We start from the raw sequence: 19,711 nt of genomic DNA, 5'->3' as shown, positions 1-19,711 counted from the left end.
AGAAGGAGGATGAGGAGATTGACGAGGACCACCGGCGGCTGCCTCCGCAGGACGCCCTGGGCGCTCATGTACCACTCGGTCGACGACTTCCGCCACGACCCCTTCCGGCTGACCGTGAGCCCGCGCCGGTTCGACCAGCAGATGCGCTGGCTCAGCCGCTCCGGCCGACGCGGCGTGTCCATGGTGGAACTGCTCCGGGCCTGGGACCGCGGCACCGCCGCCAACCTGGTCGGCCTGACCTTCGACGACGGGTACGCGGACTTCAGCGAGAAGGTCCTGCCGATCCTCAGGTCCTACGACTTCACCGCGACGGTCTTCGTGGTGGCCGGGCTGATCGGGGACCACAACAGCTGGGACGCCGGGGCCCCGGCCAAGCCGCTGCTCACGGCCCGTCAGCTGCGCTCGCTGGCCGGCTCCGGGATGGAGGTCGGCTCCCACGGCGAGACCCACCGGCACATGGTCGGCCTGGACCCCGCCGCACTTGACCTGGAGGTCTCCCGCAGCCGGGCGACCCTGGAGGACCTGCTGCAGGAGCCGGTCCGGGGCTTCTGCTACCCCTACGGGGAGTTCGAGCAGGCGACCGTCGACGCGGTCGGCCGGGCCGGCTACCAGTACGCCGCCGCGGTCGGGCACGGGATCCGCTGCGGCCGCCGCAGCCTGCCCCGCTCCTACGTGGGGGAACGCGACGCCCGCTGGCGGCTGCTGGCCAAGCGGCTCCGGCACCGGCTCCGGGACCTGGCCAGCTCGGCGCACTGCCCTCCGCTCCCTGCGGACTGAAGTCTCCCCGCGGACTGACGGTCCGGCCCGGCGAAGACCCAGCGAAAAGACCCAGCAAAAAGACGGTCGACCACCGGCAAGGTGGTCGACCGCCCGCTTTGTCAAAAGGAGCCAAATGGTCAGCCGGCGTTGGCGGCCGAGTTGCCGAAGGCCGGGTTCAGGGCGCCGATCACATTGGCGCTGATGCCGGAGACGTTGACCGGGACGTGAACCGGGACCTGGGCGTTGTTGCCGGAGGCGACACCGGGCGAGGCGACAGCGTCACCAGCGGACTGCGAGCTGGCGAAGGCCGCACCGGCGCCACCCGAGATGACACCGGCAGCGGCGATGGTGACAAGGGCACCCTTGACGACGTTGTTCATGACTTCTCCATCAATGTGATTGATAACGGCGAGGCCGTACAGGAAGGGACATTCCGATCAACGCCCACAGCACATCATCGGAACCGGCCCGGTCCACACATTCACCTGAACGCAGGAACTCCGCCCGACAATCCTATGATCACAGCAGTCAATACTCCGCTACACGAGTGGTTGTTTCCGTCCGCGCGTATCCCGGGACCCACCGCGCTCGTTCGCACATTGTCCGATCCGAAGGGGACGGACGGAAAACAAAGGATTCTCCATGCGCAACATGAAGCAGGCCCTGGTTCTCTCCGCCGTCGCCGCCGGCCTCGCCATGACCGGTGCCGGTTCCGCCGCCGCCGACGCCGGTGCCATCGGCACCGCGGCCGGCTCCCCCGGCTTCCTCTCCGGCAACCTGATCCAGGTCCCGGTCCACGTCCCGGTGAACCTCTGTGGCAACACCGTCAACGTGATCGCGCTGCTGAACCCGGCCTTCGGCAACTCCTGCAGCAACAGCTGACCCAGCACATCCGGTGCGCAGTACCTGCCCACCGCCCGTACTCGCGTGACTAGGAGACCCTCATGCAGAACACCAAGAAGGCCGCTGTCCTCTCCCTGGCGGTCTTCGGCGCCGCGCTCGCCGGCGCCGGAACGGCCGCCGCGGACAGCTCCGCCGCCGGTGCCGCCGCCCACTCGCCCGGCGTCCTCTCCGGCAACCTGGTCCAGGTCCCGGTGCACGTCCCGGTCAACGTCTGCGGCAACAGCGTCAATGTCATCGGCCTGCTGAACCCGGCCTTCGGCAACACCTGCGTGAACGAGCCCGACTGCTGATCGGCAGGTGCCGCCGGCCGGAATGCCCCTCGAAGCAGCTGCCTCGGGGGGCATTCCCGCTCTCCCGTTCCCCCAGGCACCGCGGTGCCCGCACAGATCGGAACCATCCATGGCAGCAGTACCACTGCCGAAGGGCCTCACCGTCGGCGCCCTCCTCGTCCTGGGCGTCCTGGCCGCGCAGCCCACCGCGTTCGCCGCGGAGCCGACCGGGACCGGCGCTCCGGTGACCTCCCTCCAGGAGCCCCAGGTGGGGCCCGCCCTCCAGGGTCTGACCGGGGCCACCACCTATGCGGTCACCCCGGTCAAGAAGCTGCGCCTGGACCCGCTGGCCGCCTCCTCCGCCGACCCGCTGTCGAACGCGGTGGCCCTGCAGCCGGACCAGCCGGGGGAGCGCCCGGTGTCGACCAGCGCGGTCACCGACTCGCTGAGCCAGGGCGGCGGCCTGGACAGCCTGCCGCTGGCGGGCCCGCTCACCCACCTGCTCCCCGGCTGACTGCTCCCCGGCTGACGCCGAAGCCGAAGAAGGGCCCGGCCGCTGCATCCGCGGCCGGGCCCTTCGTACGCTCGGTCAGTTCCCGAGCTCCTGCGCCGTCGCGGTCGCGGTGGTCAGGAACTCGTTCACGGTCTGGTCCAGCGGCCGGTTCATGGTCCGCTGGTCCAGCGAGACGAACCCGCTCGGCGAGGTCTGCACCTGCGGGCTGGTGACGGCCGGCTGAAGCCGGGTCAGGTCGATCGCCTCATCGCCCTTCGACGAGGTGATCGGCCGGCCGAGCGAGGCCGCCGCCCCCACCGCCTTCACCGGGGCCTCCGGCAGGGACGCCACCAGACCGTTCGGACGGACCGAGCCGTCCCCGCCCAGCGCCGGGCCGACCAGCTCCAGCTCCGGCGTGCCGTGGGCCGTGCCGAGGGCCGGCACCAGCGGGTCAGGCAGCAGCGAGTCGGTCTCCTTGGTCACCGGCGACGGCGGGACGATCGGCATGCCCGGCAGCGTGCCGTGCAGGCCGGCCAGCGAGGAGTCACCGGTCACCGACTGCACGGCGCCGCCCAGCGGCAGGTCGAAGGGCACCCGGGTGGCTGCCGCGGACTGCTCCGCGGCCTCCAGTCGGTCGGTGCTGACGGCCGGTGCCGCAGTGGCCTGAACAGCTGCCCCCATGCCGGCGGCACACGCAGCGAGGGCGACCACTGCTGCTCGCGCACTGAAGTTCATATATTTCCCATTCATGAGGAATTACCCGGCTCAGGAAAGATGCCTGACATTCTGCGTGAACGAGCGACGAAACAAAAGAATGCGCGGGATCACCTGAACGCCACGCCGAAACGCCGGGAAGTACACGGAACGGGTGAATCTCGGCGCGGAACTTTGGAAGAAGGTGACCCCGCGGGCAGCCGTTCGTTAGGTCGAGTGAGCAGTTGGTCGTGAGCGCGCATCTCCCGCACATTTCGCTGATCGCTCCCCCTGCTCGATCAGAACGTGTGTCATCCCCACCAAGAAAAGGAACTCCCGTGCTCAAGAAGGCCATTGCCGTCACCTCCCTCGCCGCGGCCGCGCTGGCCATGGCCGCCGGTTCCGCTGCCGCCCTCGGCGACTCGGACGGCTCCACCACGTCCCTCCAGGGCGCCGGCGGCACCAACACCACCGGGACCTGGGGCGACAACAGCCCGAACTTCCACTTCCTGGACAACCCGAACATCTGCCTGCCGGAGATCCACCACGTGCAGGTCGGCCTCGTGCCGGTCCAGGCGGACGTCCCCGTGGGCAACCAGCAGCTGCACCAGACCTGCAACGTCGGCCAGGCCACCCAGGGCAACGGCGACGGCGTCGCGTCCCACCTGATCGGCTGAGTCGTCCACCCCTGCTCGTCCCCAACGCACCAAGGAGTAGCACCATGCTGAAGAAGGCAATCGCCGCCACCTCCCTCGCCGCGGCCGCGCTGGCCATGGCTGCCGGCTCCGCCAGCGCCATCGGCGACTCGGACGGCTCCGCCACCTCCATCCAGGGCGCCGGCGGCACCAACACCACCGGGACCTGGGGCGACAACAGCCCGAACTTCCACTTCCTGGACAACCCGAACATCTGCCTCCCCGAGGTCCACCACGTGCAGGTCGGCCTCGTGCCGGTCCAGGTCGACGTCCCCGTCGCCAACCAGCAGTCGCACCAGACCTGCAACGTGGGCCAGGCCTCGCAGAGCACGGGCGACGGCGCGCTGTCCCACCTGATCGGCTGAGTCACCCCACCTCCGCACCACCTGAAGGAGTCACACCATGCTGAAGAAGGCCATCACCGCCACGGGCATCGCGCTCACGGCCGTCACCATGTCGATGGGCTCGGCCGCCGCGCTGGGCAACGCCGACGGCAACGCCACCTCGGTGCAGGGCCCCGGCGGCACCAACACCACCGGCACGTTCGGCAACCACAGCCCGAACTTCCACACGGCGGACAACCCCAACATCTGCCTGCCCGAGGTCCACCACGTGCAGGTCGGTCTTGTGCCGGTCCAGGCCGACGTCCCGATTCTGAACCAGCAGCAGCACCAGATCTGCAACGTGGGCCACACCACGCAGGGCGAGGGCGACGGCGCCCTGTCCCACCTGATCGGCTGAAGCCGAACACAGCTGGGCGGCCGGTGTCGGGTGAGGCGGATCCCGACACCGGCCGCTTTTTCATGCCTTCAGTCGCGGAGCATCCCGGCGGCTTCGACGGCCCAGTAGGTCAGCACCTGGTTGGCGCCGGCCCGGCGGATCGAGGTCAGCGTCTCCATGATGGCCCGCTCCCGGTCGATCCAGCCGTTGGCCGCGGCGGCCTCCACCATCGCGTACTCACCGGAGACCTGGTACGCGGCCACCGGGACCGGGCTGGCGTCGGCGACCTGGCGCAGGACGTCCAGGTAGGACATGGCCGGCTTCACCATCACCAGGTCCGCCCCCTCGGCCAGGTCCAACTCCAGCTCGCGCAGCGCCTCGCGGGCGTTCGCCGGATCCTGCTGGTAGCTCTTGCGGTCGCCCTTGAGCGAGGACCCGACGGCCTCCCGGAACGGCCCGAAGAAGGCCGAGGCGTACTTGGCGGTGTAGGCGAGGACGGCCGTGTCCTGGTAGCCCGCCGCGTCCAGCGCGTCCCGCACCACCGCGATCTGACCGTCCATCATCCCGGACGGGCCGACCATGTGGACCCCCGCCTCGGCCTGCACCACGGCCATCTCGGCGTAGCGGTCCAGGGTGGCGTCATTGTCGACGGTGCCGTCCGCGGCGAGCACGCCGCAGTGGCCGTGGTCGGTGTACTCGTCCAGGCAGAGGTCCGACATGACCACCAGCTGGTCGCCGACCTCGGAGACCACGTCACGGATGGCCTGCTGCAGGATGCCGTCCGGGTTGGTGCCCTCGGAGCCGACGGCGTCCTGCACCTCCGGGATGCCGAAGAGCATCAGCCCGCCGACCCCCGCCTCGGCCGCCTGCACGGCGGCCTTCCGCAGGGTGTCCCTGGTGTGCTGGACCACGCCGGGCATGGCGCTGATCGGCACGGGCACGGAGATGCCCTCCCGGACGAACATCGGCAGGATGAGCTCCGCCGGGTGCAGCCTGGTCTCCGCGACCAGCCGCCGCACCGCAGGGGTCGTCCGCAAGCGGCGCGGCCGGACGACAGGTACCTCAACGGTCATCAGAACTCCTGGAGTCAGTGGCAACTACCCAGGGGCGCGAGGAACTGCGCTGCCAACCATGCACCTTCGTGGGTGATTGACAGCGCAGTTCCCCGCGCCCCTGAAAGACAACGCTAGCGCGCCTTCCGCCGGGAACCCGGCCGCCTCTCGCTGGGCCGGTAGACCTGCTCCCCCGCCTGCGTCGCCGCATCCCGCCGCGCCGCGCCGAAGTCTGCCAGGGCCTCGGCCAGCGCCGCCACCGACGGCGCCGGGGCCAGCACGTCCACGCGGAGCCCGTGCTCCTCCGCGGTCTTGGCCGTGGCCGGGCCGATGCAGGCGATGACGGTGACGTTGTGCGGCTTGCCGGCGATGCCGACCAGGTTGCGCACGGTCGAGGACGAGGTGAAGATCACCGCGTCGAAGCCGCCGCCCTTGATCGCCTCCCGGGTCTCGGCCGGCGGCGGCGAAGCCCGCACCGTCCGATAGGCCGTCACGTCGTCGACCTCCCAGCCGAGTTCGACCAGGCCGGCGACCAGGGTCTCGGTGGCGATGTCGGCCCGCGGCAGCAGCACCCGGTCGATCGGGTCGAACACCGGGTCGTACAGCGGCCAGTCCTCCAGCAGTCCGGCCGCGGACTGCTCGCCGGTCGGGACCAGGTCCGGCTTCACGCCGAAGTCGACCAGGGCCTGCGAGGTGGACTCGCCGACCGCGGCGACCTTGATCCCGGCGAAGGCGCGGGCGTCGAGCCCGTACTCCTCGAACTTCTCCCGGACCGCCTTGACCGCGTTCACCGAGGTGAAGGCGATCCACTCGTAACGCCCGGTGACCAGGCCCTTGATGGCCCGCTCCATCTGCTGCGGGGTGCGTGGCGGCTCGACCGCGATGGTCGGCACCTCGGACGGCACCGCGCCGTAGGAGCGCAGCTGCTCGGACAGCGCGCCGGCCTGGTCCTTGGTGCGCGGCACCAGGATGTTCCAGCCGAACAGCGGCTTGGTCTCGAACCAGGACAGGGTGGCCCGGCTGTTCACCTGCTCGCCGACGACGGCTATCACGCTGCTGGCCGGGTTCACCGGCGCCGAGACCGGCGAGGGCAGCACCCGCGCCGCCTTCAGCTCGGCGGCCAGCGTGCCCAGCGTCGCGGTGTAGGTGCGCTGCCGGGTGGTGGTGCCCTCCAGGGTGACCGAGACCGGGGTGTCCGGCTTCCGTCCCGACCCGACCAGCGAGGTGGCCGACAGCGGCAGCGAGCTGAGCCGGGTCCTGATCACCAGGGTGGCGTCGCAGCCGCCCAGGTTGGACCAGTCGTAGGCCTCGGGGGTGCAGTGCGAGGCGTCGACGAAGCGGACGTCGGTTCCCGCCCCGGCCCGCAGCGGCACCCCCGCGTAGGCGGGGACGCCCACCGACTGGGCCACGCCCGGCACCACCTGGAACGGGATCCCGGCCTGCGCGCAGGCCAGCATCTCCTCGGCGGCGCGGCCGTCCAGGCCCGGGTCGCCGTCCACGGTGCGGACCACGTGCCGTCCGGCCTGCACGGCCGGGAACAGCCGGGTGATCGCCGCGGCGCCGTCGGCGCCGAAGGTCCCGTCGAGGACGAAGGCGTCGGCGGCGGTCTGCGCCTCGTGCAGCTCCACCCCGGCCGGGCAGTGCACCCGTACGGCCGCGGCGGTGAGCGGGTCAGCGAGCAGGACGTCCGCGGCCGACAGCACCTCCACGGCGCGCAGCGTGAGCAGGCCCGGATCGCCGGGCCCCGCGCCGAGGAAGGTGACCTGGCCGGTCGGGCGTGAACCCGCCGGGACGACTGAATGCTTAGTGGGGCTCACTGGACACGCTCCCCCATCAGGCCGGCCGCGCCCTCGGCGAGCATCCGGGCCGCCAGCTCGCGGCCCAGGGCCGCTGCTGCCAGCTCGGAAGCCGCCTCGGGCCCGAAGGCGCCGGTAACGGACAACTGCACGACGGACGAGCCGTCAACGGTGCCGACGATGGCCCTCAGGTGGAGGGCGGTGTCGGCGTCAGCACGAGCGCCGTCAGTACGGCGCTGTACTGATGCCTGCTCAACTGCGGTCTGCGGTACTGCGGTCTGCGGTACTTCGGTCGGCGGCACGCCGCTCGGCTGAACCTCGGCCAGGGCGCCCACCGGGGCGGAGCAGCCGGCTTCGAGCGCGGCCAGCAGCGCGCGCTCGGCGGTGACCGCGGCCCGGGTGGCCGGGTGGTCCAGCGCGCCGAGCGCCGCGGTCAGTTCGGCGTCGTCGGCGCGGCACTCGAGGGCCAGCGCCCCCTGGCCGGGGGCGGGCAGCATCAGCGCGCTGTCCAGGAGCTGGGTGGCCTCGCCGAGCCGGCCGAGCCGGCTCAGTCCGGCCGCGGCCAGCACCACGGCGTCGAGCTCGCCCGAGCGGACGTAGCCGATCCTGGTGTCGACATTGCCGCGGATCGGCACCGTCTCGATCCGGACCCCCGCCGCGGCCGCCCAGGCGTTGAGCTGGGCCATCCGCCGCGGCGAACCGGTGCCGATCCTGGCCGGGGCCTGGACGCACTTGCCGACCAGTTCCTCCAGGCTCAGCCCGTCCCTGGCGACCAGGGCATCTCTCGGGTCCTCGCGGAGCGGGACCGCGGCGAGCGCGAGCCCGTCCGGGGCTGCCGTCGGCAGGTCCTTCAGCGAGTGGACCGCGAAGTCGACGGAGCCGTCGAGCAGGGCGTCCCGGAGCGCGGAGACAAACACTCCGGTGCCGCCGATCTGCGCCAACTGCTCGCGCGAGGTGTCGCCGTAGGTGGTGATCTCGACCAGCTCGACCCGGCGGCCGGTGGCACGTGACACCGCCTCGGCGACCTGCCCGGACTGGGCGACCGCCAGGGCGCTGCGACGGGTGCCGAGGCGCAGCGGGGGTCCGCTCGCATCGGTTCCCAGGGTGGGGAGTTGGCCACTCATGACATGATCATCCCGGTCGTGCTCGGTATGGGTGTTCGGTGTACTGCGGTGCTCCGACCGGCCCCCGCCGATGGAGCTGTCCCCCGCCACTGCTAGCGTGCTGGGCAGGCCTCCGAACGCCTGCTCCGGATCACCGGGCGCACGGCCGCCGCCTTGCTGCTGACGGTCCGTCATCCCGGTTCACCCCCTGCCGCCCGCAGGGGGGACAGCACGGCCGGCGTCGCCGGGGCTCCCGCGACGGCCCGGACCGCGGCCGGGTCGAGGTCGAACAGCTCGCGCAGCGCCTCGGCGTACGAGGCCCCGCCGGGCTCCCCGGCCAGCTGCTTGACCCGCACCGTCGGCGAGTGCAGCAGCTTGTCGACCACCCGGCGGACGGTCTGCGCCAGTTCGGCCCTGGCCCTCGGCTCCAGCTCGGGGAGCCGGCCGTCCAGCCGCTCCAGCTCGGAGCTGACCACCTCGGACGCCATCGCCCGCAGGGCCACCACGGTCGGGGTGATCGCCGCCGCCCGCTGGGCCGCGCCGAAGGCGTCGACCTCGAAGCCGACGATCCGGCGGACCGCGTCCACGTCCAGGGCGCCGGCGTCGGTGTTCCTGGCGCCCTCGGCCAGGGTCTCCAGATCCACCAGGTGCACCCCGGCGAGGTCGTGCACCTCGGCGCCGACGTCGCGCGGCAGCGCCAGGTCCAGCACGCCCAGCGGGCAGTCGGCGGAGCGCTTCTGCACGGCGGCCGCGATCTGCTCGGCCCCGAGCACGATCCCGGCCGCCCCGGTACAGGAGACCACCAGGTCGGTCTCGGCCATGGCCAGCGCCACGTCCTCGAAGGGGACGACCCGGGCGCCCAGCGTCGCCGCCAGCCGCTCGGCTCGGTCAAGTGTCCGGTTGGCGATGACCAGTTCGACCACTCCGGCGCGGGCCAGGGTCGCCGCCGCCAGCGAGCTCATCGAGCCCGCGCCGACGACCAGCGCCCGCTTGCCCTCGATCGGCCCGGTGCTCTCGGCGATCCGCTCCAGACCGAAGCTGACCAGCGATTGCCCGGCCTTGTCGATGTCGGTCTCGCTGTGCGCCCGCTTGCCGACCCGCAGCGCCTGCTGGAACAGCTCGTTGAGGCCGCGGCCCGCGGTGTGCTGCTCCTGGGCCAGGCCCAGCGCGTCCCGCAACTGGCCGAGGATCTGCCCCTCGCCGACCACCATCGAGTCGAGCCCGCACGCCACCGAGAACAGGTGGTGCACCGCGCGGTCCTCGTAGTGGACGTAGAGGTGCGCGGTCAGCTCCTCCAGGTCGACTCCGCTGTGCTCGGCCAGCAGCACGGACAGGTCGGCCACCCCGGCGTGGAACTTGTCCACGTCGGCGTACAGCTCGATCCGGTTGCAGGTGGAGACCAGCGCGGCTTCGCCGACCGGCGCCGCCGCGGCCGCGGCGTGCAGCAGCCGCTGCGGGGAGTCGCCGGTGAGGGCGGCCCGCTCCAGCAGCCCCACCGGCGCCGTGCGGTGGCTGAGGCCCAGTACCAGAAGGCTCACGCTGCTGCCCCGCTTCCCAGGCTCATGCCTTGCTGAAGGCCCGTGCGCCGAAGACTCATGCTCAGGCTCATGCCGGAATCACCGCCGGCAGGTCCCCGTCGTCGCCGTTCTCCGCCTCGGCGGCGGCCACGGCCTTGCCGCGCGCGCGGGAGACCGCCCGGGCAGCCGCAGCGGCCACTGCCTTCGCTCCTGCCCCAGGCCGTGAGACTACTGCCGGACCGTCGTCGGCGAGCAGGTCCTCGCCGGACTTTCGCTGCTCGTGGAAGGCGAGGATCTGCAGCTCGATCGACAGGTCGACCTTGCGGACGTCCACGCCCTCCGGCACCGAGAGCACGGTGGGGGCGAAGTTGAGGATGCTGGTGACCCCGGCCGCGACCAGCCGGTCGCAGACCTGCTGGGCGGCGCCGGGCGGGGTGGTGATCACTCCGATCGAGACGTGCTCGGCCCGGATGATCTCCTCCAGCTCGTCCATGTGCCGAACCGGCAGCCCGGCCGCGGTCTGCCCGGCCAGCGCCGGATCCGCGTCCAGCAGGGCCGCGACCCGAAAGCCGCGGGAGGCGAACCCGCCGTAGTTGGCCAGCGCGTGCCCCAGGTTCCCGATGCCGACGATGACGACCGGCCAGTCCTGGGTCAGGCCCAGCTCGCGGGAGATCTGGTAGACGAGGTACTCGACGTCGTAGCCGACGCCGCGGGTCCCGTAGGAGCCCAGGTAGGAAAAGTCCTTGCGCAGCTTGGCCGAGTTGACCCCGGCAGCCGTCGCGAGCTCCTCCGAGGAGACGGTCGGCACCGAGCGCTCGGAGAGCGCGGTCAGGGCGCGGAGATAGAGCGGCAGCCGCGCGACCGTCGCATCAGGAATGCCCCGGGCCCGGGTGCGCCGGGAGGCGCCTCCTGGGGACGGAGAGGCTGGGGTGGTACGTCCAGTTGCCACGGTGCTCCTGTGGGTGCTCCAACTGCTCGGGGGGCGACCCCCCGTACCCCCGCGAGAACCCCAGGTGGCTGAGGTCCGGCACGCGAGCCCTGAGGGGTGAAGCCGGGTGAAGCTGGGCTGCGAACGCCAGGTTATGCGTTTGTGAACGTGTGCACAAAGATGGTGTCCGATTTGTCCCCGCTGAGTGACGCGCATCACGCACACCCCGTCAGAACCCGCGCACGGGTCGCCGCGCCCGGGGCGGTCAGGCAGCGCCGCAGCAGCTCGGCCGCGGCCCTGGCGTCGCCCAGCGCGGTATGGGCGTCGACCAGCGGGAAGCCCGCCGCCTCGCAGCAGGCGCCCAGCGAGCGCGGGCCGCAGCCCAGCACCTGATCGGCCAGGGCCATGGTGCAGAGCGCGGGCGCGTCCGGCAGCAGGATCCTGCTGCGGGCGAACTCGCGGCGGAGAAACTCCTGGTCGCAGCGGACATGGTGGCCGACCAGCACCCGCCCGCGGAGCAGCTCGAGCAGCTGCGGGGCGAGCTCGCGGAAGGTCGGGGCGCCGACCACGTCGGACTGGGCGATGCCGTGCACCTCACTGGGCCCGACCGGGCCGCGGGGGTCCACCAGCGTGCTGAACTCCCCGGTCACCCGCAGCCGCGAGTGGTCCAGCAGGACCACGCCGACCTCCACCACCCGGTGCCGCCAGGGCACCCGCCCGCTGGCTTCGACATCGACCACGGCGAAACCCCTGGACGGGGCGGTCGGGCTGGGCACGGTTCCACTCCTCAGGGTTGTCGGGGACCGGTGTCAGTACTGACCCGGACCGCCCCCCTCGGCACAAAACGTCTCGATGGTAAGCGCACAAACAGGCGAACCCACAAGCTGATGACCGAACCATGGGACATTCGTCACCGCATCGTGCCCTGCGGCACCGCTTCTGCTGCTCCTAGGCCCCCAGGGCCTTGCGCAGGCGGGTCTCGTCCACTCGCCAGAAGTCGTGCTGGCGGCCGTCGATCAGGGTGACCGGGATCTGCTCCCAGTACTTCCGGTAGAGCTCCGGGTCGTCATTGATGCTCAACTCCTCCACCGAGAAGCCGAGCTCCGCCGCCAGCCGGTCGACCACCGCGCGGGCGTCCTCGCAGAGATGGCAGTCGGGTTTCCCGATCAGCGTGATCAGATGCTCGGCGGGGGACTTGCCCGGTTCACGGCGCAGCAAAGGGGTCACCACCCCATTCTGCCCCTCGGCGCGGGTGAACCGGATACCAGCCCGCGGCGCTCCGCTGGCTATGCTCGCGGTATGCCCAGGCTGCGAAAGCTTTCCCAGGAGAAGCGTTCCTCCGCCGTGCTCGCAGGCTCCGCCGCCGCGGAGGCGGCCGAGGCCGCGATCACCCGCGACGACGACGGCACGGACCCCGGGGCCGAGCCGCACACCGCTGCCTTCTTCGACTGCGACAACACCATCGTCCAGGGCGCGGCGATCTTCTACCTGGGCCGCGGGCTCTACAAGCGCAAGTTCTTCAGCCACCGCGAGCTGCTGCGGTTCGCCTGGCAGCAGGCGTACTTCCGGCTGCACGGCGCGGAGCACGCCGGGCACATGGCGGACGCCAAGGAGAGCGCGCTCTCCATCGTCCAGGGCCACCGGGTCGCCGACCTGGAGGCGATCTGCGAGGAGATCTTCGAGGAGTACATCGCCGAGAAGATCTGGCCGGGCACCCGGGCCCTGGTGAAGATGCACCTGGAGGCCGGGCAGCGGGTGTGGCTGGTGACCGCCGCCCCGGTCGAGGCGGCCCGGGTGATCGCGGCCAGGCTCGGCATGACCGGCGCGCTGGGCACCGTGGCCGAGGCGCTGGGCGGCGTCTACACCGGGCGCCTGGTCGGCGAGACCCTGCACGGGCCCGCCAAGGCCGAGGCGGTGAAGGCGCTGGCGGCCCGGGAGGGGCTGGACCTGGACCGCTGCGCCGCGTACAGCGACTCCTCCAACGACATCCCGCTGCTGTCGCTGGTGGGCTACCCCTATGTGATCAACCCGGACGCGGAGCTGCGCCGCCACGCCCGGCAGCAGGGCTGGCGGGTACGGGACTTCCGCACCGGCCGGAAGGCCGCCAGGGTGGGCATCCCCGCGGCGGCCGGCCTGGGCGCGGCGGCCGGCGGCACCGCCGCGGCGCTGGCGCTCTACCGCAACCGCCGGCGCTAGCCGGGCCGGTCGGCGCCGGTCGGGGGTCTGATCACTTCTGATCACTTTGGCTGGGCGAAAAATCGTGGACCAGTCTGGGCGATCACCGGGAAACCTGGGTCGATCGTTCACTCACCGCTGATATGCGGTCAAAAATCGACATAGTAGGGCCGATTCCGCTTGGCATAGTCGGTCACATTGTGCCACTAGTCAGTGACAGATGTGACTGAAGCGGCGAATTTAGCAACAGGGTGTAGCGGTTGTTGCACGAAGCGTTATCCTCGTCAGACGCACGCCGGAGCCCATGTGTCCCACGCTGGGCGAGCGGGCCCGCACTGCACGTAAACAGTTCTGCCTCTGGGAGTCCCGTGTACCCACACGTCCGGAACGACGCGCCTGCATCCTCCCTGGCCCCCGACGGCACCACCGGCGGCCTGGAGCTGCTGCGCGCCCTGGTGTGCGAGCGGCTGTCCCCCCTGCTGGCGCCCGCTCCCGCACCCGTCATCGCCGGTATCGGAGTCGGCGGCATCGGCGCCGACCACCGCACCCCCGCGCCGCGCGCCTCGGTCGCGCTGCGCACCCGCACCTCCCCCGCCACCTCCCGTACCAGGAACTCCAACTGGGACAAGGACGAGGTGGCGCCCAGCGCCGACAACCCGATCATGAAGCTGGTCGAGAAGGCGCAGGAGGGCGACAGCGATTCCTTCGGTCGGCTGTACGACCACTACTCCGACACGGTGTACCGCTACATCTACTACCGGGTCGGCAGCAAGGCCACCGCCGAGGACCTGACCAGCGAGACCTTCCTGCGCGCACTGCGCAGGATCGGCACCTTCACCTGGCAGGGCCGGGACTTCGGCGCCTGGCTGGTCACCATCGCCCGCAACCTGGTGGCGGACCACTTCAAGTCCAGCCGGTTCCGGCTCGAGGTCACCACCGGCGAGATGCTCGACTCCAACGAGTGCGAGCGCAGCCCGGAGGACTCGGTCCTGGAGTCGCTGTCCAACGCCGCGCTGCTGGACGCCGTGCACCGGCTGAACCCGCAGCAGCAGGAGTGCGTACGGCTTCGCTTCCTGCAGGGCTTGTCCGTGGCCGAGACAGCGCGAATCATGGGGAAGAACGAGGGTGCCATCAAGACCCTCCAGTACCGAGCGGTGCGCACACTTGCCCGACTGCTTCCCAGCGATGCGCGATGACAGGTATCCACTCATACTGATGAGCCGTCACCCGAGTGATCATGCGTGCGTAACCGAGCGTCCCCACGACTCGTTGCGCAGAGTGCAAAGCCCCTTCGGGGCCCCGCATCACCCTTTCGGGTGGTCTCAGGCACGACTGCGCAACCGTCCGGTCGGCCGAGTTGTCGACATCGACGAGAGGAGGTGCTGCCCATGACAGCCAACGTGCTTGAGCACCGTAGGGCGAGAGCCTTCGCTGACGCTGTGGAGGATCGCCCCAGCACTACGGCGGCAGGCCAGCACGAGGGTCAGTTCACCGAGATGGTGGCAGCGGTGGAGGAGCTGCGCGCCACCCCGGTACCCGTGCTGGACCCCGCTGTGAAGCGCGACCAGCGCGCCCTGCTGATGGCCGAGTTCGAACGTGCCTTCGCCGGTGGCGGCGGTGCCGCCGTCCCCGACCAGCGCGGTCGCGGGGCCCACCGGGCCACCGAGGCCGTCCGCCGGTTCCGGCCGCCCACCCGCTGGGGCCGCAGGCTCGCCCTCGGCGGCCTGGCCGCGGGCGTGGCCCTGGGTACGTTCGGCGGCGTCGCCGCGGCGAGCACCTCCGCCGTCCCCGGCGACACGCTCTACGGGATGAAGCGCGGTCTCGAGGACTGGCAGCTCAACCTGGCGGGCTCCAACGCCGAGCGCGGCAAACTGCTGCTGGACCAGGCGTCCCAGCGGATGACCGAGGCCCAGAAGCTGACCGCGCACCAGCAGGACGGGCAGACGCTCAGCCCGCATCTGCTGGCCGAGGTCTCGCAGGCCCTCACCGACATGAACACCGAGGGCAGCCAGGGCCGCGACCTGCTGAAGGCGATCTACGCCCAGAAGCACACGCTGGCCCCGATGCGGCAGCTCGCCGACTTCGCGGACAGCCAGCAGCAGCGGCTGGCCGCGATCGAGCCCAAGCTCGGCGGTCGGCTCGACCCGGAGACCGGCCGGGTGCAGAGCCTGCTCACCGGAATAAGTGACGACCTGGCCCCGCTGCACCTCGCCGCCACCCCCGGCGGCGCCGGCGACCCGGGCAGCGGCGGCGGTGCCGCTCCCGGCGGGTCCAACCCGAGCGGACGGGCCGGCAGCAGCGGTCGGCAGGGCGCCACCAGCGCCCCGCAGGGTCCCACCACCCAGGGCACCGGCAGCCAGGGCGGCGCCACCGCGACCGCCAGGCCCACCACCCAGGGCACCGGCGGACTGGTCGGCAGTGTCGGCGGCCTGCTCGGCGGCGCGCCCTCGGCCTCGGCCACCCCGGCCGCGCCCAACGGCGGCTCGGACGGCGACCCCACGCCGGCCCCCAGCAGCACCGGCGACGGCGTCACCATCCCGCCGCTGCTGCCGGGCCTGCTCCCCGGCCTCGGCCTCGGCGTCTCCGGCAGCTGACAAGGCCGGCAGCTGACAAGGCCGGCAGCCAGCACGGTACGGAAGAAGGCCCGCAGCGATTCCCACGCTGCGGGCCTTGGTCCGACTCACCTCAGACACCTCAGAAGAACACCGACCGGCGTTGCACCAGCAGCTTGTAGAGCGTGTGCTGGACCGTCTCCCTGACCTCGTCGGTCAGGTTGAACAGCAGCATCGGGTCGTCCGCCGCCTCCGGCGGGTAGCTGTCGGTGCGGATCGGCTCGCCGAACTGGATGGTCCACTTGGTCGGCAGCGGAATCGCGCCCAGCGGTCCCAGCCAGGGGAAGGTCGGCGTGATCGGCAGATACGGCAGGCCCAGCAGCCGGGCCAGGGTCCGGGCATTGCCGATCATCGGATAGATCTCCTCCGCGCCCACGATCGAGCAGGGAATGATCGGCACCCCGGCCCGCAGCGCCGAGGAGACGAAGCCGCCCCGGCCGAAGCGCTGGAGCTTGTAGCGGTCGGCGAAGGGCTTGCCGATGCCCTTGAAGCCCTCCGGCCAGACGCCGACGATCTCGCCCAGCTCCAGCAGCCGCTGCGCGTCCTCGTTGCAGGCCAGGGTGTGCCCGGCCTTCCGGGCCAGCTCATTGACCCCGGGCAGGACGAAGACCAGGTCGGCGGCGAGCATCCGCAGATGGCGCTGGGTCGGGGTGTGGTCGTGGATCGCGACCTGGGTCATCAAGCGCGTCCAGCGGCAGCACCCCGGAGTGGTTCGCCACCACCAGCGCACCGCCCTCGGTGGGCAGGTTCTCGGCGCCGCGCACCTCCAGCCGGAAGTACTTGTCCGCGAGCGGACGGATCGCGGTGAGCAGGACCTTCTCGGTCAGCTCCGGATCGAAGCCGAACTCGTCGACCTCGTACTCCCCGGTGAGCCTGCGCCGCAGGAAGTTGAGGCCGCCGGCAGCCCGGTCCTCCCAGCCCTTGCCGAAGAGCCGCCCGGCCAGGGCGCCGGCCGGACCGGCCAGCGCCTGCCCGACCGCGCCGGCCACGGCGTCCGCGATCCCGTGCACCGGCGAGGGCTGCGGCTGCTCCTCGGACCCGGATTCGGACCCGGGTCCGGGCTCAGGCTCGGGTTCGGGTTCGGGCGCTACGGCCTCGGGATCGGGCTCGACCGCGGGGTGCAGCTGCACGGGTTCGGTGCTGCCGCCCTCCCGGTGCTTCTTCCGCTTGGGCGCGCCGGCCCCGCCGCTGCGTCCGGTGCCGATCGGGATCACCTTCGCCCGGGCCTCGTCGGCACCGTCGGCCCGCTCCCTTGCCGAGCTCATCGCCTCTTACCTCCGCCGTTGGGCAGCAGTTCCGCCACCCGAGTCGTCCAACCAGCCACCTGCGCCGGTGGCAGCAGGCCCGAGCGGGTGCTGCGGGCCAGATCGGCCAGCGCCTGCTCGGTCGTGAAGCGCGGGAGATAGCCGAAGGTCTCCCGCAGTTGTGTGGTGTCCACTACCCGACCGTGCGTCAGCATGCGCATCTGCTCCGGCGAGAAGTCCAGCAGTCCGGTCTGCCGGGCCAGCCCGGCCACCCAGCTGACCGCCGGGAGCAGCATCGGCACGGTGGGCCGTCCCAGCCTTCTGGCCGCCTGGGACAGCACCATCACGCCCTCGCCCGCGACATTGAAGGTGCCGGTGTTGATCATTCCACGCCGGGGCTCCAGCGCGGCCAGCCGCAGCACCTCCACCGCGTCGTCCTCGTGGATGAACTGCAGCCGGGGGTCGTAGCCGAGCACGGTCGGCAGCACCGGCAGCGCGAAGTACTCGGCCAGCGGCGTGTCCGCCTGCGGGCCGACGATGTTGGCGAAGCGCAGCACCGAGACGGCGACGTCGGGGCGGCGCCGGGAGAAGCCGCGGACGTACCCCTCGACCTCCACCGCGTCCTTGGCGAAGCCGCCGCTGGGCAGCACCTTGGGCTGCATCCGCTCGTGGAACACCGCCGGGTCGCGCGGCGCGGAGCCGTACACACTGGTGGTCGACTTCACCACCAGGCGCTGCACGCTCGGGGCCTTCTGCACCGCGGCGAGCAGCTGCATGGTGCCGATGACGTTGGTCTCCTTGACCGTGGAACGGCTGGTGGAGCCCAGCATGGTGGTGCTGACGTTGAGATGCACCACGGTGTCCACGCCGTGTTCCGCGATCACCCGGGCCACGGTCGGCCGGCGGATGTCGGCGCGGACGAAGAGGTACTCGGCCGTGCCGTCAGCTGTGCCCTCGACGGAGTCCTCGGGCGGGGCCAAGTCGTGCGCGGAGGGCTGCAGGTCGACGCCGACCACCAGGTCCACCTCGGGCTCGCGGCGGATCTCCTGGACGAAGCGGCTGCCCAGATGCCGGGCAACCCCGGTGACAAGCACGACTTTTCCCAATGGACGGTCCCTTCCGGAGACAAAGCACCTGATACGCCACTGCCCGCTCCGACAGTAGCGTCGGAGCGGGCAGTGACAGAGACCCTGGGCCCTTACTTCTTGTTGCGGCGCTGAACGCGCGTCCGCTTGAGAAGCTTCCTGTGCTTCTTCTTGGCCATACGCTTGCGGCGCTTCTTAATTACGGAACCCACTGACAACCCTCACTCACTGGACAAACCCGCAGGAGCGGGAGTCAGAGTCCAAACGACTGACGTAAGCCACCAGCGTACCCAACCCTGGCTCTGAGGCGTAATCCGCCCCCGACGACGACCCCAAGGGCGACCCCGACAGCGACCCGGACAGCGAAGGTCCGGCCGGGGTGGGACACCCCGGCCGGACCTTGTTGGCGCTGTACTACTCGTCAGTCCTGAGTCCTGTCCGACCTACGCGGTCTCCCGTCCCACGTAGGACTCGCGAAGATAATCGTGGACCGCCTGCTCCGGAACCCGGAAGGAGCGGCCTACGCGGATCGCAGGCAGCTCACTGCTGTGCACCAGGCGGTACACCGTCATCTTCGACACTCGCATCACCGAGGCGACTTCCGCCACGGTGAGGAAGTTGACCTCGTTCAGAGGCCGCTCTCCAGACGCCATGACAACACCGACCCTTAATCCGTGTGACGGGCACCGGCTTCCCCTCCGGTGACTCCAGCCAGCACACGCGTATACCCAGAGTAGGTGCGGGTGGTACTAGTGGGAAGAGGGGTGAGCGGTCGGAGATTACTGAGACATACCAGCCTGTTGCAGTACGTAGGCGCTCAGTAGTTCGTAGCACCCCTGCCACACCCCGTCGTCGAGCGGCACGGCCACCTCGACCTCACCTTCCGCCTCGCCGACGAACACCGCCGGGTCGTTGGAGTCGGCGAGCCCCACCGCCGGGATCCCCAGCCGACCGGCTCCGCAGGCCCAGCCGTGGTCGCCGATGACCAGGTCAGGCAGGGGTTCACCGGCTTCGGCGAGGGCTGCCAGCGCGATCCGCACCGGCTGCGGAGAGTGGGTGTGCACCGGTTCGGACAGCGCCCCCAGCGCGGCCGCGACGGCCTCGGCGGAGGCGGACCCGGCCGCGGGGGGTGCTCCTTCATACACCCGCACCATGCCCACCCGGTGCCGGAACTCCAGGACGGAGTACTCCACGTCCTGGCCGTGGTGCATCGGGAAGTGACTTGGGTGCGCCGGAGTGAGAACAGCGCATCCGGCGGCGCGCAGTGCCTCCCCGAGCGCCCCGTGGAACCCGGCCAGGGTCTGCGGATGCCCGGTCCCGATCAGCACCGAGCCCCGGTTCGCGGCGGTCCGGGCCACCGCGAGGGCGACCCGGTCCAGCGCGTCGACGGTCAGCCGGGGATCGATGGTGTCCTGACCGTACCGGTGCTCCGGGTCGGGTGAGACCCCGCAGCGCCGGGCCATCAGCGCCAGCACGTCGGCGGCGGTCCACTCGCCCTCGGGGTCGAGCCCGAACAGCACGTCGGGGTCACGGCGGCCGAAGCGGGCGTACTTGCCGAGGTTGTTCTCCCGCGGGGTGGCCACCCGGCCGGCGATCCGGTGCTTCACCAGATGGCCGTACAGCTCCTCTGCTTTGATCACCCGGCCAGTCTCCCAGTGCGGAGCCTC

Annotated in this window: 23 protein-coding genes and 1 pseudogene; 10 read left to right on the top strand and 14 right to left on the bottom strand. The window is 71.3% G+C overall.

The genetic code is table 11. The features are described from left to right. Window positions 1-9 precede the first annotated feature (9 nt). Window positions 10-777 carry a polysaccharide deacetylase family protein gene (locus tag ACXKR8_RS29680; RefSeq protein WP_458267646.1) on the top strand — a complete coding sequence of 256 codons (768 nt, stop codon included), beginning with the start codon at window positions 10-12 and terminating at the stop codon, window positions 775-777. A 119-nt stretch (window positions 778-896) separates the two neighbouring features. Here ACXKR8_RS29680 and ACXKR8_RS29675 read toward each other — a convergent pair whose 3' ends face one another. Then, the gene (locus tag ACXKR8_RS29675) at window positions 897-1,139 is read right to left on the bottom strand and encodes a chaplin (protein WP_458267645.1); all 243 of its coding nucleotides are present in this window, start codon (window positions 1,137-1,139) and stop codon (window positions 897-899) included. 271 nt (window positions 1,140-1,410) lie between these two features. On the opposite strand from ACXKR8_RS29675, the gene ACXKR8_RS29670 reads away from it, so the two are divergent. The 3 genes from ACXKR8_RS29670 to ACXKR8_RS29660 all read left to right on the top strand — a co-directional run bounded on the left by ACXKR8_RS29670 (window position 1,411) and on the right by ACXKR8_RS29660 (window position 2,445). After that, window positions 1,411-1,641, top strand: coding sequence for a chaplin (locus ACXKR8_RS29670; RefSeq protein ID WP_458275107.1), 231 nt, complete (start codon window positions 1,411-1,413; stop codon window positions 1,639-1,641). A gap of 62 nt (window positions 1,642-1,703) precedes the next feature. Beyond that, window positions 1,704-1,952 (top strand): chaplin, encoded by a 249-nt coding sequence (locus ACXKR8_RS29665; protein WP_458267644.1) that lies wholly within the window; start codon window positions 1,704-1,706, stop codon window positions 1,950-1,952. A 109-nt stretch (window positions 1,953-2,061) separates the two neighbouring features. Then, complete coding sequence (locus tag ACXKR8_RS29660; protein ID WP_458267643.1) at window positions 2,062-2,445, top strand: hypothetical protein; 384 nt, start codon at window positions 2,062-2,064, stop codon at window positions 2,443-2,445. 75 nt (window positions 2,446-2,520) lie between these two features. On the opposite strand, the gene ACXKR8_RS29655 is transcribed toward ACXKR8_RS29660, so the two are convergent. Beyond that, window positions 2,521-3,105, bottom strand: a complete 585-nt coding sequence (locus tag ACXKR8_RS29655; protein ID WP_458267642.1) for a hypothetical protein — start codon at window positions 3,103-3,105, stop codon at window positions 2,521-2,523. Window positions 3,106-3,455: 350 nt separating this feature from the next. Between ACXKR8_RS29655 and ACXKR8_RS29650 the strand changes: the two genes are divergently transcribed. Genes ACXKR8_RS29650 through ACXKR8_RS29640 form a run of 3 tightly spaced genes read left to right on the top strand, consistent with a single transcriptional unit; the run spans window position 3,456 to window position 4,553 of the window. Beyond that, a complete protein-coding gene (locus tag ACXKR8_RS29650; RefSeq protein WP_458267641.1) occupies window positions 3,456-3,794 on the top strand; it encodes a rodlet layer protein in 339 nt (112 codons plus the stop codon). A gap of 44 nt (window positions 3,795-3,838) precedes the next feature. Further along, window positions 3,839-4,177 carry a rodlet layer protein gene (locus tag ACXKR8_RS29645; RefSeq protein WP_458267640.1) on the top strand — a complete coding sequence of 113 codons (339 nt, stop codon included), beginning with the start codon at window positions 3,839-3,841 and terminating at the stop codon, window positions 4,175-4,177. A gap of 37 nt (window positions 4,178-4,214) precedes the next feature. Next, the gene (locus ACXKR8_RS29640; protein ID WP_458267639.1) at window positions 4,215-4,553 is read left to right on the top strand and encodes a rodlet layer protein; all 339 of its coding nucleotides are present in this window, start codon (window positions 4,215-4,217) and stop codon (window positions 4,551-4,553) included. A 68-nt stretch (window positions 4,554-4,621) separates the two neighbouring features. On the opposite strand, the gene hemB is transcribed toward ACXKR8_RS29640, so the two are convergent. The 7 genes from hemB to ACXKR8_RS29605 all read right to left on the bottom strand — a co-directional run bounded on the left by hemB (window position 4,622) and on the right by ACXKR8_RS29605 (window position 12,155). Continuing rightward, complete coding sequence (gene hemB, locus ACXKR8_RS29635) at window positions 4,622-5,605, bottom strand: porphobilinogen synthase (RefSeq protein WP_458267638.1); 984 nt, start codon at window positions 5,603-5,605, stop codon at window positions 4,622-4,624. 113 nt (window positions 5,606-5,718) lie between these two features. Beyond that, window positions 5,719-7,401 carry a bifunctional uroporphyrinogen-III C-methyltransferase/uroporphyrinogen-III synthase gene (locus tag ACXKR8_RS29630; RefSeq protein ID WP_458267637.1) on the bottom strand — a complete coding sequence of 561 codons (1,683 nt, stop codon included), beginning with the start codon at window positions 7,399-7,401 and terminating at the stop codon, window positions 5,719-5,721. Then, the gene (gene hemC, locus ACXKR8_RS29625) at window positions 7,398-8,504 is read right to left on the bottom strand and encodes a hydroxymethylbilane synthase (protein WP_458267636.1); all 1,107 of its coding nucleotides are present in this window, start codon (window positions 8,502-8,504) and stop codon (window positions 7,398-7,400) included. Before hemC ends, ACXKR8_RS29630 begins: the two co-directional genes overlap by 4 nt. 170 nt (window positions 8,505-8,674) lie before the next feature. Next, a complete protein-coding gene (locus ACXKR8_RS29620) occupies window positions 8,675-10,021 on the bottom strand; it encodes a glutamyl-tRNA reductase (RefSeq protein ID WP_458267635.1) in 1,347 nt (448 codons plus the stop codon). Between the two features lie 67 nt (window positions 10,022-10,088). Beyond that, entirely contained in the window at window positions 10,089-10,949 is an 861-nt protein-coding gene (locus tag ACXKR8_RS29615; RefSeq protein WP_458267634.1) for a redox-sensing transcriptional repressor Rex, read from the bottom strand. A 194-nt stretch (window positions 10,950-11,143) separates the two neighbouring features. Beyond that, a complete protein-coding gene (locus ACXKR8_RS29610) occupies window positions 11,144-11,704 on the bottom strand; it encodes a 3'-5' exonuclease (RefSeq protein WP_458267633.1) in 561 nt (186 codons plus the stop codon). A 172-nt stretch (window positions 11,705-11,876) separates the two neighbouring features. Continuing rightward, window positions 11,877-12,155 (bottom strand): glutaredoxin family protein, encoded by a 279-nt coding sequence (locus tag ACXKR8_RS29605; RefSeq protein WP_458267632.1) that lies wholly within the window; start codon window positions 12,153-12,155, stop codon window positions 11,877-11,879. A gap of 72 nt (window positions 12,156-12,227) precedes the next feature. Between ACXKR8_RS29605 and ACXKR8_RS29600 the strand changes: the two genes are divergently transcribed. The 3 genes from ACXKR8_RS29600 to ACXKR8_RS29590 all read left to right on the top strand — a co-directional run bounded on the left by ACXKR8_RS29600 (window position 12,228) and on the right by ACXKR8_RS29590 (window position 15,697). Next, window positions 12,228-13,124 (top strand): HAD family hydrolase, encoded by an 897-nt coding sequence (locus ACXKR8_RS29600; RefSeq protein WP_458267631.1) that lies wholly within the window; start codon window positions 12,228-12,230, stop codon window positions 13,122-13,124. Window positions 13,125-13,471: 347 nt separating this feature from the next. Beyond that, window positions 13,472-14,299 (top strand): ECF subfamily RNA polymerase sigma factor, BldN family, encoded by an 828-nt coding sequence (locus ACXKR8_RS29595; protein WP_458267630.1) that lies wholly within the window; start codon window positions 13,472-13,474, stop codon window positions 14,297-14,299. Between the two features lie 243 nt (window positions 14,300-14,542). Then, window positions 14,543-15,697 carry a DUF5667 domain-containing protein gene (locus ACXKR8_RS29590; protein WP_458267629.1) on the top strand — a complete coding sequence of 385 codons (1,155 nt, stop codon included), beginning with the start codon at window positions 14,543-14,545 and terminating at the stop codon, window positions 15,695-15,697. 100 nt (window positions 15,698-15,797) lie between these two features. On the opposite strand, the pseudogene ACXKR8_RS29585 reads toward ACXKR8_RS29590, so the two are convergent. The 5 genes and pseudogenes from ACXKR8_RS29585 to ACXKR8_RS29565 all read right to left on the bottom strand — a co-directional run bounded on the left by ACXKR8_RS29585 (window position 15,798) and on the right by ACXKR8_RS29565 (window position 19,684). Further along, a pseudogene (locus ACXKR8_RS29585) lies at window positions 15,798-16,980 on the bottom strand (lysophospholipid acyltransferase family protein). Beyond that, window positions 16,977-18,065, bottom strand: coding sequence for an NAD-dependent epimerase/dehydratase family protein (locus ACXKR8_RS29580; RefSeq protein ID WP_458267627.1), 1,089 nt, complete (start codon window positions 18,063-18,065; stop codon window positions 16,977-16,979). The pseudogene ACXKR8_RS29585 and the gene ACXKR8_RS29580 overlap by 4 nt, the downstream one beginning before the upstream one ends. Window positions 18,066-18,157: 92 nt before the next feature. After that, window positions 18,158-18,256 carry a 30S ribosomal protein bS22 gene (locus ACXKR8_RS29575; protein ID WP_003948845.1) on the bottom strand — a complete coding sequence of 33 codons (99 nt, stop codon included), beginning with the start codon at window positions 18,254-18,256 and terminating at the stop codon, window positions 18,158-18,160. A gap of 231 nt (window positions 18,257-18,487) precedes the next feature. Then, on the bottom strand, window positions 18,488-18,697 hold the full coding sequence (locus tag ACXKR8_RS29570; RefSeq protein ID WP_030261033.1) for a helix-turn-helix domain-containing protein: 210 nt from the start codon (window positions 18,695-18,697) through the stop codon (window positions 18,488-18,490). Window positions 18,698-18,823: 126 nt separating this feature from the next. Then, entirely contained in the window at window positions 18,824-19,684 is an 861-nt protein-coding gene (locus tag ACXKR8_RS29565) for a phosphatase (protein WP_458267626.1), read from the bottom strand. Between the last annotated feature and the right edge of the window lie 27 nt (window positions 19,685-19,711).

The sequence above is a fragment of the Streptacidiphilus sp. PAMC 29251 genome, assembly GCF_054208735.2.
The sequence above is the reverse complement of the archived record's forward strand: the minus strand, read 5'-3'. Positions and strand labels throughout refer to the sequence as shown.